Here is a 14,712-nt window from a genome sequence, read left to right on the forward strand (position 1 = left end):
CCCGTTCGCTCCCCGCGATGCGAATCGTCTGAGGCTAGCAGATTAAAGACCGCCCGCCCTCGTCTGATGCTGCTGTTGCCGCTGCTGCTGTACGGGACGCACATGTAGGGCGACGGACAGGTGCTCGTCCCCTCCCCCGTAACTCGTACCTCGGATTGGCGATGCGCCTAGCGCGTCCAGGCCGATGGCGACGCGAACATAGTGCTCCGTCGGGGAGATCCCGTTGGCGGGATCGAAGCCGACCCAGCCCAGACCTTCGACATAGGCCTCTGCCCAGGCATGGGCCGCCTCCTGTTCGTACAGACCGTCCAGTCGGCTCAGGTGGCCGGAGACATAGCGCGCGGGCACGCCCAGTCGCCGCGCGCAGCTGATGAAGATCTGCGCATGGTCCTGACAGACCCCGCGTCGTTGTGTGAAGGCCTCGGCGGCGGAATGGGCGGCGGAGGTGGCGCCCACCTGGAACGCCACGTCCCGGTGTATCGCCGCCATCAGGGCGTGAAGCCGGTCAAGCGTTCGGCCGTCGCCGATTGCGTGCGCGTAGGCGTTCAGGGCCGCATCCGCGCGCGTCAGTGGCGTTTCGCGCAGATAGACGAGCTCCGACAACTTCTCCGTCTGTCCGCGCACGACGCCGCCGGTATCGACGGTGGACACCTCGCCGGAGACGCGGATTGTCAGAATGTTTGTCGGACGCTCGGTATAGAGCGTGTGGACAATGTTGCCGAAGGCGTCCTCGGACCGACGCAAACGGGTGTCGACATCGGTCTCGATGCGCCAGTCCCTGACCTGCTGGCCTTCGCAGGAACGGGGCGTCAGGCGCAGCACCTGAATGATGGAACGCGCCGCTCGGGCGTAGTCATACCGGGTGGTGTGGTCGATCCGTATCCGCATGGTCAGATCAGATACTGGTCATGGATCGCCGCGCCGAGCGCATGATTCTCGCTCAGAAAGGCCTGGATGTATTCGTGCAGTCCGGACTGGAAGATGTCCTCGATGCGCGCCTCTTCGAACCGCGCGAGACGAGCGGAGGCCAGACGCTGAGCCGGCCCGCGCCGGCCGTAATCCGTCGCCAGCCGTTCCAGATAGCTGACGATCATCCCCTGGCAGCTGGCCAGCGAGCGCGGCATCTGGCGGTTCAGCACCATCAGATCCGCCACGAGCCAGGGCCGCACGGATTCCCGATAGACCCAGCGATAGGCGGTCAGGGCCGAAACCTCCCGGAGCAAGGTGGTCCACTGAAAATAGTCCAGCTGCCCCCCCACGCGCTCGCCGGGCGGGAGCAGCAGATGATATTTTACGTCCAGCAGGCGAGCGGTATTGTCGGCGCGCTCGATCGCCATGCCCAGGCGCAGGAACCAGTAGGCGTCGTTGCGCAGCATCGTCCGCGACGTCGCCCCCTCCACCGCCAGGGATGTCGACTTCACGAAATCCAGGAAGTTGATGAAGTCGGCGCGGCGGGTCGGTTCGCCGATCTCGTTCAGCCCGTTCCAGGCGCCGTTGATGGCTTCCCAAAGCTCGATCGTCAGCGCCGTTCGGACGGACCGGGCGTTGGCGCGGGCGCGGGTGATGCACGCCTTGATCGAAGTGGAATTATCCGCGCCGAAAGCCAGGAACTCGCGCACGGACTTCTCCGACGGCGTGCGGCCCGTGCTGTCGAAGGCGGCTTTGACGCCCGAGGACGCCACCGCGCTCGCCCAAGCGGTCACAGCGGGATCGTCTTTCGCCGGCAGGGCGGCCAGGCGGATGGCCGCCTCGAGGATCCGCGCGAGAAAATCGGCACGCTCCATGTAGCGGCCGGTCCAGTAGAGATTTGCTGCGGTCCTGGAAAGCATCAGACGTCCAGCACCCAAGTGTCCTTGGTGCCGCCGCCCTGGCTGGAATTCACCACCAGCGAGCCCGGCTTCAAAGCCACCCGCGTGAGGCCGCCCGGCGTCACGCGGCTCTCGGCGGGGCCGGTCAACACGAAGGGCCTCAGGTCCACATGGCGCGAACAGAGTTCGCCGCCGTCGAGCGTGGGCGCCGTGGACAGGCCGAGTGTGGGTTGGGCGACGAAATCGTTGGGATTTGCCGTGAGCCGGGCGCGGAAATCGGCGATCTCGGCCTTCGTCGCCGCCGGACCGACGAGCATGCCGTAGCCTCCCGACCCGCTGACCTCCTTGACCACCAGCTCATCCAGCCGCTCCAGCACCGTCTTGAGGGCCTCGGGCTCACGACAGCGCCAGGTCGGCACGTTCTTCAGGAGAGCGTCCTCGCCCGTGAAGAAGCGAATGATTTCGGGCATGTAGGTGTAGACCGCCTTGTCGTCCGCGACCCCGGTCCCGACCGCATTGGCCAGGGTGACTCGTCCCGCATGATAGGCGGCCATGAGGCCCGGGACGCCGACGGTGGAGTCCGGCCTGAAGGTCAAGGGATCCAGGTAGTCGTCGTCGATGCGGCGATAGATGACGTCGACGCGTTTCGGCCCCTCCGTCGTCCGCATGAAGACAGTATCGTCGTCGACAAACAGATCGCCGCCCTCGACCAGCTCCACCCCCAGCTTGTCGGCCAGGAAACTGTGTTCGTAATAGGCGGAGTTAAATGGACCGGGCGTGAGCACCACGATGGTGGGATCGTCCCCCGCCCGTTCAGGGGCCGTATCCTGAAGTGATGTCAAAAGACTATCGATGTAACCATCGACCGGCCGGACGCGATGTTCCGCGAACAGATCGGGAAAGAGCCGCATCATCATTTCGCGGTTCTCCAGCATGTAGGAGACGCCGCTCGGGGTGCGGACATTGTCCTCCAGAACGTAAAACCCGTCCTCGCCCGTGCGAACCAGGTCGATGCCGGCGATGTGACACCAGACATCGCCGGGAGGACGGTGGCCCTGCATCTCAGGCCGATACTGCGGATTTGTCAGGATGAGCTCCGCCGGGACAACGCCGGCCCTGAGGCACTCCTGGGGTCCATAGATGTCGCGCAGGAAGGCGTTGATCGCCGTCACCCGCTGACTCAATCCCCGTTCCAGATGGGCCCATTCCTCCATGTCGATGATACGGGGCACGACATCGAACGGGATCAGTCGTTCGCTGGACTCGGCGTCCCCATAGACGGCGAAGGTCACGCCCATTCGGCGGAAGAACAGCTCCGCCTGGCGTGACCGCGCCTGAAGCAAATCGGGAGGCGCCAGTTCCAGCCAGGACGCCAGTGCGCGGTAGCTGTCGCGCACCCCTCCCGACCCGTCGCCGGTCATTTCGTCGAATGCTGACGTCATTCGCCCTCCCTGTTACCCGGCTTTGCAGAGTGCGCGCACCCAGCGGATGCCCGCAAGCTGTCAAACGCAGCGCCGCGCGGATCGACGCAGAGAAAGTTTCACGAAGGCGCCAGGCTCTGCCGAAGAAGCACCGGTCGATGATCTCCGCGACCCGTCTCGCGGCTCCATCGGTCCCCGCCAGGCGCATCGTCAACGCTCCAGGCCCGCGCCCCGACCTGCGCCAGCTGGGCCAGACCTCTGGGTCCCGATCTCACCGTCGCGCTCTTGCCGACCTCCGGCCTTGGACTGTTCACGGCCAGTCTGGCGTCGCGCTCCACCCCGGCGCGATCCCTCACCATCACCCACGGAGAGGCGCCCGCCTCGTCGTGAAACCCGGTCTTCACCCGGAGTCCGCAACGGGTCGGTTGCGGACCTGCGACGATCGCCCCGATGAAGGTCTGCTTTCGGGACCGATGCCAATGACCGCTGCTGGCGCGTGCCGGACGTTGATGGCCCCCGCCTCGGGGGGAAACCGCCGGCTCTCCTCTCAACTGTGGTCGCAGCCTCCGTCGCCGCGGTGCGGCGCCTGGTTGTGGTCGTATGGGGTCAGGCCCGGCGAAGTTGTCAGCGATCCGACAGACAGAGTTTCCGGTTGACTGACAGGTCCCGGGGAGAGCCCATCTAGTCCGCGATGCAGGTATAGCCGAAATCCCCGCCGTCCCCGGTCCATCCTACCAGTTCATTGTTCACGACCACCGCGGCTCCTGACGGCCAATCCCACAGCGTGGCGGGCCCCCAAGGGCAGTCCGGGTTCATCATCTCGCTGGGCTGACCCAGCGCCGCGACCAGCATCGCCTGAGCCTGCGTGCGTTCCGTGCCAAACGGCACCGTGACCGCCGCACCCCCGGCGGCCGGCGTGATCTGAATGCCGGTCTCATTGTCCACCACCACGCGAGGGCCGCTGTCGGGCGTAGCCGTCGGCTCCGGGGAGCCGGCAGGAGCCGGTGGTGCAGCGGAGCTGGCGGAACCGGCGGGCTGCCCGCAGGCGGCAAGCGAAATCGCGCCCAGCGCGGCGAGGTAAACGGATGTCGACGTCATAGTGATGGCCCCACGCGCCAATGCGGCGCCGCACGAATCTTACCGCCTTGGCCATTCAAGGACAGCGCGGTGTTGGAAGGTATTCCAAAGGCACGGCAAGACCCGATGTATGCGCCAGCAGGAGCCTCGGCGGCAGCTCGACGAGGTCTGCGCAAAAATGAACGGCGGCGGCCGGATGCAGAGACGGCAGCCACTAGTCCAACCCCAGGGTCTGAAGAAGGCTCACATCGTCCTGCGTCCCTCTCCGGTCCATCACCTCGGCGATGCGCCAGCCCGCGGGCGTCTGTTCGAGCGAATAAATCAGGACCGAAGGATAATTCACACCGGATGAGTCGAATGAATCGAAGGACACCGTCGACCGAACGCGGCCGTCGGGTTGCGGGGCGAACTCGAAGGAACGCGTCACCAGCGCGGAGTCGTCATTGCACATGCAGACCGGGTCGAAGCCGATGCCGGCGCCGCCTTCGATGGCGGCGTCGCGGATCAGCCTTTGGGCCAAGGCCGGGGTGAACAGACGCCGGATTTGGGCGGGCGTGCCCCTGTCCGCCGGCCTCGCGTCGTTCGCCTCCGCGCCGACCGGCGACGCGTACACGGCCAGGGCGTCCCGCAAGAAGGCCTCCGCGCCGGCGAAACCTGACGCATCCACCATGGCGGCCCCGTCCTCGGACCCGGCCGAGGCTCCAGGCGCTACCTGCGCCGTCGATGTCGGATCCGGCGAACAGGCGGCCGCCGCCAGAGCGAAGGCCGCGATCGGCATGACACGCTTGGGAGGCGGCCTTGTCATCGTGGGAGGAATGACGGGTTTCATGCGTCCGGCTGCTCCGGAGGGGCCGCCGCCACGCACTGGTCAGCCGCCGTGCGAAGCACTGGCCGGGGCGGCCCGTTTGTCGTGATGAAGGCGGTGGTGCTCGCCGCAAACTGGGCCGCCGCCTCCGCGCTTCCGTCGTTCTCGCGCCGGTTCTGCAGCCCCCAAAGATCAGAGGCAGGCTGATAGCGCCGGCGATCGGCTCCGCCCTCTGCTGCCTGCAGGGCGGTGAACACCTGGCAATACACCGTGCGGGATTCCGCCCCCTCGCCTATCAGTTCCGGGAGGTCGGCAATCGCAAGGGGACGCTCCCAATCCTCAGCATAGATGTCCTGGCTTGTCTGGGTCAGGCGGAGTTGCTCCCCGGCCATATTTTCCGTGTCCGACACGGGAACGTCGCTGCACGAACTCTTCGCCGCGCGGCGGACGGCCTCGGGCGTGGAGCGAAGCGCCTCGACTGCCTCCGTCCGACGCCGGTCGGCTGTGGCCGCGTCGCCGCCGGCCTGGCGCAGCACTTCGTTTGCCCAGAGGGCCGCGATCTTCTCATACCGCGGTCGCCATTGGCTCTGCTCCGCCTGCGCATGAAGCGTGCTCAGAGCGTAGCACGCGAGGGCGCGGTTGGGGGCTGACTCCCCGACCAGCGCCGGAAGCGCCTCGGCGGTTGCCGGCGGGGCCAACGTCGCCGCGGTGGGCCCCGATGCGGGCGACGGCTCGGCAAGCGAGCAGGCCGCCAAGACGGCGGTAGTTGTGGCGACGATCAGCAACGAGCGCATGTAGTCAGACCCCCGAGTGTGCACTGGTCGTAGGAACGAAATCTCGCCGTGAGCGCCTCCAGCCACCGGTCAGGACCGGATGGCCTTTTTCCACTGCCACACGGGCGCCCGCGCTGGCGCCGGGTGTCCGGTGGAGAGGCGGCGCCGCCTCTTGCGAAAAGAAGCGACGTTGCCTCGGTGGTTCGCCCGGCTAACCCGCAGAGCGACACTTGCTGGTGGTGATGCGGTCCCTCGAGTTGTCCATTGTCCAGACGATGCTCATGCTTCTCCCGTCATCACCCATCCGGGTGATCCGCGCCGTGTAGAACTTCCCGTCGACATCCCATTTGCAATTCAGCTCGCTGCCAACCGTCCAGTGAAACAGCCCGACGCGGCTCCTGTCGACGACGCTGGTCGAGCCGGTGTCCCATTCCAGCGTCACCCAATCCCCTGAGACCGACCTGACCGTGGCGGGATAGACCCAGCTGCCGCCGCGTTCGTAGAAGGCCAGGACAACCTCGCCGCTTTCCTGGGCGGTCGCGGCGGCGGGATGGGCGCAGGCGAGAGCAGCGGCCGCTCCGAGCATAAGGCGCTTCATGGGAACTCCGGGTGAGACCGGGCCCGAGGCCTGGTCAGTGTTTTCCGCGCGGGGCGGGGTGAGAACTTGCGAGACCGGTGTTACCGCCTCGACCCCGCGTTCCAAATGTCTGTGCGTCTCAACCTTGGCCGCGCCCGACGATTGTTCGAGCTGACCCCCCGCCATGTCGAATTCCCGCATTCGGTTGATCCTTGCGCTTGTCGTCTGGGCCCGGATGCGGTCAGGCTGCGCAGTCGCGGGGTTGTTCAGCCTGTTTCCGCCTGCGGCCGATTGACGTGATCCTTGATTTACTCCGACCGACAACTCGAAGGCCGAGGCGTCTAGAGCGGTATGATGGGAGGCGGCGCAGACTGAGGATCCTATGAGCCCGAGTTCAGCCCGGCCAATCGCACCTCGGGAAACGTCAGCGAACGCCCGTCCTCCCTTGCCGGGCGACAGCTTCAGGTTCAGGGGCGGCTGCGACGAGCCCGGCGCGAGCTGGGAGGACTATTGCCGGCTGTACGCCCGCGGAGGCGAGGCGTTTCAGGAGGCTGGGAATTTCCGCGCCGATATCACCGCCATCCGTCTCGACCGGGTTATCCTGTTCGATCGGAGGCTGCGCGGCCTGCGCCATGAGCGCAGACCCGAGCACGTCGTCGCGAACGGCTTTGATCATTTCACACTGCAGCTGAACCTCGGAGGCTCTGCCGAGGTCGACTGCGGAGATGGATTCCAGGCTCTGGCGGAAGGCGAGGCGGTGTTGCTGGACACGCGCCTGCCCATGCGATTGAGGCTGGTGGACGTGCATCTCCTGACGGCCAGCATCGCCCGGCCCCTTGTGATGGCCGCGGCCGCGGACTCGGCGCACGGGCGCTTCATCAGCCCTGCACGCACAGCGGTGCTGCGACGTCGCATGGCGGAATGGGCGGAGGGCGATCCTATTGGACTAGCGCTGGAGGGGCCACGCCTGCTTCTCATCATGTTGGACATGCTGCGGTCGGAGGGGCGGCGCCAGGCGGGAGCCGATCGTCTGCGCCGCATGATGATCCGCCGCGCCTTGATCCGTGACTATGTGGAAGCCAATCTGACGCGACGGGACCTGGACCCGCTGGAGATCGCTCAAGCCTGCGCGCTGTCCCGCGCCACCCTTTATCGGCTGACCGAGCCCGACGGAGGCGTGGTCAATTTTGTCCGCAAGGTGCGTTTGGCGCGGCTCGAACGCCTTCTGGTGGATGGGGGCGCTGAACAGCTGGCCGATTTCGCGGAGCGCCTCGGTTTCGCGGACGCGAGCCATATGAGCCGGCAATTCCGGGCCGTGACGGGAATCAGCCCCGGTCGTTATCGCGCCGCCAGTCGCGAAGATCCGGCGGCGAACGCCGCCCGTCAGCGATGGACGGCATGGATGGCGGAGTTCCGTTGACGTCGGGTCGGGACGGCCCCGCCGCGGAACGCCCGCCGGAATTCCGGCTGGCTCCCGCGGTCCTGTTGCTGGCCGGCGTCCATTTCGCCGCACACGCCGACCGCGTTCTGCCCGCCGTGGCCGCGCCCGTGCTCCAGGCCCGGTTCGGCGCCAGCGACGGCGCCATGGGTCTGCTGCTGGGCCCGGCCTTCGTGATCGCCTACATTTTTGGCACCATCCTGGCCGGGGCGTGGGTGGACCGGGCCCGACGCTACCGCCTCATCGCCTGGAGCCTGGTGGTATGGAGCCTGGCTTCGGCGGCCCTGGGGCTGGCGCAAACCTGGGAGCATTTGCTGGTCGCCAGGCTTGTCGTCGGGCTTGGCCAGGCGGCCTTGGCGCCCGCGGCGCTGTCCATCCTGCTGCAGGAATCACCGCCGGGTGGAGGAGGACGCAGGGTGGCGGCCTTCACGTCCGGAGCGGCGCTCGGGCGAAGCGGGGCGCTGCTTGCGGGCGGAGCGCTCCTGGCGCTTTTCGCCGCCGTCTCCGGGGCTTGGCCAGACCTCCGGGCGCCCGCCCCCTGGCGGCTGATGTTCTTCCTGACGGCGGTCCCCAACCTGATCCTGGCCGTCTTGCTGTTCCGCATGGCCGAGCCGCCGCCGATGCTCGGTGCGGTACGAATAGCGAACGGAGACGCCTTTCGATGGGCCAGACGTCATCGCCTGGCGCTGGGCATTCATCTGACCGTGTCCTCGGCCGCGATCCTGCTGACCCAGGCGCTCGGAGCCTGGGCGCCCAGCCTCTTCGTCCGCGCGGCCGGGCTTGAACAGGCGCAGGGCGCGATGTTGGCTGGTGTCGTGGTTCTGATCGCCGGCCCTGCGGGACATTTTCTGGGTGGAAGCCTGATCGACAGGATGCGGCGCACCGGCCGTTCGCCCGCCACGGCGCTGGCCCTGGTGTTCCTCCCCGCCGCACCTTGCGCCGCCCTCCTGGGCGCCGCCGAAGGCCCGGTTGAGGTCGCGGCGGCCTTCTTTGCTCTGGCGCTGGTGCTGGGCGCCGTCGCCGTCGCGGCGCTCGCCAGTTTTCAGCCCCTTGTCCCCGGCCGCCTGCGGGGAGCGGGCAACGCCGTCTATTTCGCAACCGTCAGCCTTGTGGGCCTCGGGCTAGGACCGCCGCTCGTGGGGATCCTGAGCGACTCGCTGGGCTCCGGCTCGCAAGGCGCGCTTGGGACCGCACTGGCGCTCGTAACGGCGGGCGTCGCATTCCCCGCCGCGCTCCTCAGCTACGTCAACCGAGCTGCATGGTCGAAAACGGCGGCCGCTGCCGAGTAGTTCGGGAGGTGCGGCGCAAGCTCAGGTGGGGAAGGTAAACAGACATTCCGAGCAGCAACGAAGGTCGTGATGCAGACGTCGAAGTGGCTGAGGGAGTGTGATGGCCGCACGTCAGGAAACGCGCGGACGGCGGCGTTGGGGGTGTGAGGCGGCCTGTCGAATACGTCGGAGCATAGCGGCGTCATTCTCCTGCTGCAGGTCTGCCGGTCGGCCGATGAAGGAGCTCAAGATCGAGCGCCAGCACCATGGCGGCGCCGAACACGGCGCCCTCCAGTCCGGCGGTCACCATTTGGCTGACCGGTCCGAAGGTCGCTTCGCCCAACAGGCTGCTTACCTGATTCAGGTTCACTCTCGCAGCGGGGAACTGGGTCGCAAGGGCCGCCAGGCTTCCGCCCATCAACCGCCCCCCGAGCAGGGCGGCGCCCACGCCCGCCAAGCCGGTGAGAACGGCGCCGGCCAACAGGGCTACCCGCCGCGTCCGACCGCGCGCGATCCAGACCCCGGCGCCGATCGCCGCGCCCAGCATCAGCCCCTCCCCCGCCCCCGTCATCGCCGTCGGCGCCGCGCCGAACAGCAGGGAGAAGGCGTCCAGGCCCACGAGCCGCACCACCGCACCCACGACCAAGCCGCCGCCCGCGCCTCCGATCAGAAACCATGGAAGGCGCCTCTTGGAAGCGGCGGCCGCCGCTCCGACCCCGAAGCCCACGCCCGCTCCCCCGACCATCCCGACCCCTGACGTTAGGGCGGCGAGCACCAGCAGGCCGGATACCGCCCCGCCCCCGCCGTCCGCCACGCCCGCGAACCCGTAGATGAGGCCGCCGACCAGACCGGCGACGCCGCCGCCGATCAGACCGGCTCGGCCCAGGCCGATCAGGCGCTCCACAAACCGCGTGCCTGGGCCGCTGACTGCCGGGGTCACCGCCGTCGAACCAACCGTTGGAGGCGTTGCGATGCTGGCGGCGCCGGGTGGGGTCGCTTCTGCCTGCTCCACCGGAGCGATGAAACGATAGCCGTGCCGGGGCACGGTCTGGATGAAGGACGCCCGCCCCGCCTCGTCGCCCAGGGCCTTGCGCAGGGTGCGCACGCACTGCGTCAGCGCCTCGTCGGTCACCGGCACGCCGTTCCACACCTCGCTCATGAAGCGCGCCTTGGTGACCAGCCGGCCTGGCTCGGCGACCAGTAGGATGAGCGCATCCAGGCACCGGCCCGGCAACGCCACCGTCTGTCCGTCCTCGGTCAGCCGGCGGTCCGCAGGGTCCAGAACATAGCGATCGAAACGATAGGGGCCCGCCACGATTTCAGGATTCCCTCATCTCCATGTCAGGACTTTCATCGCCCTGACGGTCACCGTGCGAACCTCACCCAAGCCGGAAACCAAGGCAATGACGAACGATCTCGCACCCCCCCTCACCGACCGCCTGACCCGGACGCTACGCCTCATCGGCTGGACGGCGGTGGCCGGGCTGCTCATCGCCCCCGCCATCGCCATGCGCTTCACCGACGAGGTGCGGTGGACGACATCCGATTTCGTCTTCGCCGGCGTCGTTCTGCTCGGCGCAGGGGGCATCGGGGAACTGGCTGTGCGAGCATCGCGCGACTGGTCCTATCGGATCGGCGCGGGCCTCGCCGTTCTCGCCTTCGTGCTGCTGCTCTGGATCAACGGCGCCGTGGGCATCATCGGATCGGAGGACCATCCCGCCAACCTCCTCTATCTGGCCGTGATCCTTGCGGCCTTCGTAGGCGCGGTGGCCAGCCGCTTCCGCGCCGACGGCCTCGTCCTGTCAATGACGTCGGCCGCCCTGATCCAGGCTGTCATCGGCGTCCTTGCGGTCCTGCGTGGATGGGGTGAGGGTTCGGAAAGCTGGCCGAGGCCGGTCATCGTGCTCAGCATCGTCTTCTGCCTGATCTGGCTGGCTTCCGCGGCCCTGTTTCGGCGCGCAGCCAGCGGGCGTCCTGCCAAACGGTCAATCCCAACGAGCGACTGAAGACGTTCGAGATTCAGCGGCAACCCATGAGCTCGCCGACTCCCCCCAAGCCCGGCGACAGCCCCACCTGGCGTCAGAGCATGGCGAGGCGTGTCTTGCGAGTCGGAGCCGGGAAATCGGCGTCGATCGCCGCTAGATCCTCCGACGTCAAAGATAGGTCCAGGGCGCGGCGATTATCGGCGACATGGGCCGCGTCGCCGGCCTTGGGGATGGCGATGATCCGGGGATCGCGAAGCACCCACGCCAGGGCGACCTGGAAAGGCGTGGCGTCGTGGCGCCCGGCGACGGCGGAGAGACCGGGAGACGTCGGCAGCTCGCCCTGGCCGATCGGGCTGTAGGCCATGGCCGGCGTGCCATGCTCGGCCAGTCGCGGCAGCAGATCAAACTCCGCCCCCCTTTCCGTCACATTGTAGAGGATTTGGTTGGTCGCGCAGGCCTGCCCGCCGGCGCGCAGCAGCTGCTCCATGTCCGCGGTATCGAAGTTGCTGACCCCCCACCGGCGGATTTTGCCGGCCTTGATCAAGGCGTCCATGCCCTCGATCGTCTCCTCGAGCGGCACGGAGCCGCGCCAATGCAGCAGATATAGGTCGAGGCGATCTGTCTTGAGCCGCCGCAGACTGGATTCGCATGCCTTTTCGATACGGCCTCGTCCGGCATTGTGCGGATAGACCTTGCTGACCAGGAAGACCTGGTCGCGAACGCCCTCCAGGGCATCGCCGAGCAGGGTCTCGGTTGCCCCATCGCCATACATCTCGGCCGTGTCGATCAGGGTCATGCCAAGGTCTATGCCTGTGCGCAGGGCTGCGATCTCCTCTTCGCGCCGCCCGGCATCCTCGCCCATCCGCCAGGTCCCCTGCCCCAGCGCCGGGACATCGGTCTGGTCGGGAAGTTTCACTAATCGCACGTTGCTCTCCTCCTCGGCGGGGGCGCCTGCAGCAAGCCGCGTCGGGCGCCGCGTACATCAATCAGCAACCTCGGCGTCGGGACGTTCCATTTTCAACCAGGATCGAGCGGCCCGGGTCTCGCCCGCTCGGTGACGGTCCGGCTGCGCGCGTCTGCCGATGCCGGGTGCCGGCGCCCCTCCTTCCGTATAAGTTCAGAGTTCGGGAGTCGCCCACAGCCGTCACCGATAGCGCCAGTCGGAAGCCCCTTCTCCCTCAAACCCCAAGCCGTTCTGGAGGGCGTTGGGCGCCATCTGTCATGGTTGGGGTTTTTCAGAGGGATCAGGGGCGCCGCAGCGTCGCGGCGATGCGCTCATTGGCGACGAGGGTGGCGATGCCCGTCAAGGCGCTCGCCAGAGGCACGACCAGAAGCCCAAGGCCCAGGGAGTTGCCCAGACCATCGGCGGCCGCGGCGTCGCTGACGGCCCCGACGATGACGGGACCGAGCGCGGGCCCGACGAGGCCCGATCCGATCAACATCAGGCTGGTGGCCATGGCCTGCTTGCCCGGACCCGCCACCAGATGCGCCGCGCCGAAGGCCCAGGGCAGCAGGAGGGCGAAGCTGAACATCGTCGGCACGAACAGGACAATCGACATCCATGCGGTCGGCGCGAACAGGGCCGCGGCGGTCGTGGCGGCCGCGACGAGGAACAGCCAGCCCGGCAGGCCGATGATGCGGCCCCGCCCGGAGCGCATGGCCCGATCGAAGCCCCGTCCGCCCAGCAGGGCACCAACGACGCCGAGGCCGCCCTGCAGCAGGCCGAACGACAGGCCGGCCTCGCCGGCCGTGAGGCCGTGGGTTCGGATCAAAAAGGGGGAGGCGAAGACGTAGAAGGGCACGGAGGCGAAGCCGATCAGGACCGCGGCTGCGAACAGCCATCGAAAGCCCGGCGCCGCCACGAGACGCAGGGCCTCCCGGAAAAAGGGCGTGCGGTCGGCCGCGGCGCGGGGCCGCGGCGGCGTTGGCCGGATGACCAGGGCCGCGAGGAGGAACGCCAGGCCGCCAAGCGCCCCCGCACCGACCAGGGCCGTGCGCCAGCCCACGGTGTCGGCCATGGCTCCGCCGGCGGTGAAGCCGACCATGGTGCCCAGCGGAATGCCCATGGAGAACAGGCCGAGCGCCAGGCCACGCCGCGAGGGCTCCACCTGCCGGGCGATCAGGGCGTGCCCGGCGGGCATGGCGCCCGCTTCCCCGAAAGCGACGCCGAACCGGGTCAGGGCGAGGACGGCGAAGCCGGCCGCCAGTCCGCCCAGCGCCGTCATGACGCTCCAGACCAGCAGACACCCCAGCAGCACGAGCCGAGGCGAACCCCGGTCCGCCATCCTCGCCAAGGGGAGCGACAGGAGGGTGTAGCAGACCGCGAAGGCGGCCCCGGTCAGCAGGCCGATCTGGGTGTCGCTGAGCCCCAGGTCGGTCTTGATCGCTTCGGCCAGGATGAAGGGCAGGATGCGGTCGATCTGGCTGATGGCGCTGATCAGCAGCAGCGCCGCCAACAGGGCCCACAACCGCCATCCGCCGGCATAGGCAGGGGCGCTGCTATCAACGGCGGTCATCGGCCGGCCTCGAACCGCACGCCGGTCAGGGCCTCGGACACCTCCCACAGACGCCGACAGGCCGCTTCGTCCGTCGCTGGCGCGGGAATGCGGGCCTCTGCGGGAAAGCCGCTTAGCTCGGCCCGGCCGTCGGGGCCATAGTATACCCCGCCCCGCGCCTGCGGGGCCGTGGCGGCGAAAAGGCTCGGCAGAGCGCCCTGCGGCACCGGCTGGAAAAGGAACCAAAGCATCGCGCGCATCGCGCGCCGCACGCCGCTGGCTCCGCCCGGCGTGTTGTAGAGCAGCCCGGTGCGCGAAATACCCGGATGGACGGGGATGCTGGTCAGGCCCCAGCCCTCCGCGACGCTCCGCCGCTGCAGCTCCAGCCCGAACATCAGGCACGCCAGCTTGGATTGGGAATAGGCGGGCATGGGGCGATAGTCGGTCTGCTGGAGGTCGGCGAAATCGATCCTGCCGCCCCGCGCCGCGATACTGGACAGGGTCACCACCCGCGCCTGGCCCGCGTTGACCAGCAGCGGCAAGAGCAGGCCGGTCAGGGCGAAATGAGCCAGATGGTTGGTCCCGAACTGGAGCTCGAAGCCGTCGGGGGTCTCCATGCGGCGCGGCGGCGTCATCACCCCCGCATTGTTGACCAGCAGGTTCAGCGCGTCCGTCTGGGCCCGGAGCCGGGCGGCCAGGGCGGAGACCGAGGCCAGGCTGGACAGATCCACCGCCTCGAAATTGAGCACCGCGTTCGGGATCTCCGCCTTGATCCGGGCGATGGCCTCGGCCCCGGTCTCGGGATTGCGGCTGGCGACGATGACCCGGGCGCCGGCGCGCGCCAGTTCGCGAGCGGTCTCGAAGCCGAGCCCGGCCGAGCCGGTCACAAGGGCGGTCTTGCCGGTCTGGGGCGGGATGTCTGCGGCGGTCCATCGGGTCATGGCTGGGCTCCGGATCAGGGCGGAAGTTGAAGCCTCAGGGTGAGGGACGCGTCGAAAAAGCGAATGTCGGATGCGCCGCGTTTCTTGCCTAAAACTCCAACCCGCATTGCGGACCGGAACGCAA

14 protein-coding genes are annotated in these 14,712 nt (G+C 68.1%); 3 read left to right on the top strand and 11 right to left on the bottom strand.

The features are described 5' to 3' along the window. Window positions 1–42: 42 nt before the first annotated feature. The 7 genes from EES48_RS04805 to EES48_RS04835 form a co-directional block, all read right to left on the bottom strand. Window positions 43–888 carry a transglutaminase family protein gene (locus EES48_RS04805; RefSeq protein WP_122465258.1) on the bottom strand — a complete coding sequence of 282 codons (846 nt, stop codon included), beginning with the start codon at window positions 886–888 and terminating at the stop codon, window positions 43–45. Between the two features lie 2 nt (window positions 889–890). After that, window positions 891–1,829: an alpha-E domain-containing protein gene (locus EES48_RS04810; RefSeq protein WP_122465259.1), complete on the bottom strand. Its 939-nt coding sequence runs from the start codon at window positions 1,827–1,829 to the stop codon at window positions 891–893. After that, entirely contained in the window at window positions 1,829–3,250 is a 1,422-nt protein-coding gene (locus tag EES48_RS04815) for a circularly permuted type 2 ATP-grasp protein (protein ID WP_122465260.1), read from the bottom strand. The genes EES48_RS04810 and EES48_RS04815 overlap by 1 nt, the downstream gene beginning before the upstream one ends. Window positions 3,251–3,910: 660 nt before the next feature. After that, complete coding sequence (locus EES48_RS14770) at window positions 3,911–4,327, bottom strand: hypothetical protein (RefSeq protein WP_162998020.1); 417 nt, start codon at window positions 4,325–4,327, stop codon at window positions 3,911–3,913. A gap of 193 nt (window positions 4,328–4,520) precedes the next feature. Continuing rightward, complete coding sequence (locus EES48_RS04825; protein ID WP_162998021.1) at window positions 4,521–4,937, bottom strand: hypothetical protein; 417 nt, start codon at window positions 4,935–4,937, stop codon at window positions 4,521–4,523. 194 nt (window positions 4,938–5,131) lie between these two features. Continuing rightward, window positions 5,132–5,905, bottom strand: coding sequence for a hypothetical protein (locus tag EES48_RS04830; RefSeq protein WP_122465263.1), 774 nt, complete (start codon window positions 5,903–5,905; stop codon window positions 5,132–5,134). A gap of 190 nt (window positions 5,906–6,095) precedes the next feature. Beyond that, on the bottom strand, window positions 6,096–6,662 hold the full coding sequence (locus EES48_RS04835) for a tudor domain-containing protein (RefSeq protein ID WP_122465264.1): 567 nt from the start codon (window positions 6,660–6,662) through the stop codon (window positions 6,096–6,098). Window positions 6,663–6,906: 244 nt separating this feature from the next. Here EES48_RS04835 and EES48_RS04840 point away from each other — a divergent pair, with 244 nt between their 5' ends. Then, window positions 6,907–7,881: a helix-turn-helix domain-containing protein gene (locus EES48_RS04840; protein ID WP_162998022.1), complete on the top strand. Its 975-nt coding sequence runs from the start codon at window positions 6,907–6,909 to the stop codon at window positions 7,879–7,881. Beyond that, window positions 7,878–9,188, top strand: a complete 1,311-nt coding sequence (locus EES48_RS04845) for an MFS transporter (RefSeq protein WP_162998023.1) — start codon at window positions 7,878–7,880, stop codon at window positions 9,186–9,188. The genes EES48_RS04840 and EES48_RS04845 overlap by 4 nt, the downstream gene beginning before the upstream one ends. A gap of 181 nt (window positions 9,189–9,369) precedes the next feature. On the opposite strand, the gene EES48_RS04850 is transcribed toward EES48_RS04845, so the two are convergent. Beyond that, window positions 9,370–10,482, bottom strand: a complete 1,113-nt coding sequence (locus EES48_RS04850) for a winged helix-turn-helix domain-containing protein (protein ID WP_205679358.1) — start codon at window positions 10,480–10,482, stop codon at window positions 9,370–9,372. A gap of 88 nt (window positions 10,483–10,570) precedes the next feature. On the opposite strand from EES48_RS04850, the gene EES48_RS04855 reads away from it, so the two are divergent. Continuing rightward, complete coding sequence (locus EES48_RS04855) at window positions 10,571–11,173, top strand: hypothetical protein (protein WP_122465268.1); 603 nt, start codon at window positions 10,571–10,573, stop codon at window positions 11,171–11,173. Window positions 11,174–11,246: 73 nt separating this feature from the next. Here the strand turns inward: EES48_RS04855 and EES48_RS04860 are convergent, their stop codons facing one another. The 3 genes from EES48_RS04860 to EES48_RS04870 form a co-directional block, all read right to left on the bottom strand. After that, window positions 11,247–12,068 carry an aldo/keto reductase gene (locus tag EES48_RS04860; protein ID WP_240623225.1) on the bottom strand — a complete coding sequence of 274 codons (822 nt, stop codon included), beginning with the start codon at window positions 12,066–12,068 and terminating at the stop codon, window positions 11,247–11,249. Between the two features lie 328 nt (window positions 12,069–12,396). After that, entirely contained in the window at window positions 12,397–13,668 is a 1,272-nt protein-coding gene (locus EES48_RS04865; protein ID WP_122465269.1) for an MFS transporter, read from the bottom strand. Next, window positions 13,665–14,588, bottom strand: a complete 924-nt coding sequence (locus tag EES48_RS04870; protein WP_122465270.1) for an SDR family oxidoreductase — start codon at window positions 14,586–14,588, stop codon at window positions 13,665–13,667. The genes EES48_RS04865 and EES48_RS04870 overlap by 4 nt, the downstream gene beginning before the upstream one ends. Window positions 14,589–14,712: the final 124 nt, after the last annotated feature.

This window comes from Brevundimonas lutea (assembly GCF_003704105.1).
GTDB lineage: Bacteria > Pseudomonadota > Alphaproteobacteria > Caulobacterales > Caulobacteraceae > Brevundimonas > Brevundimonas lutea.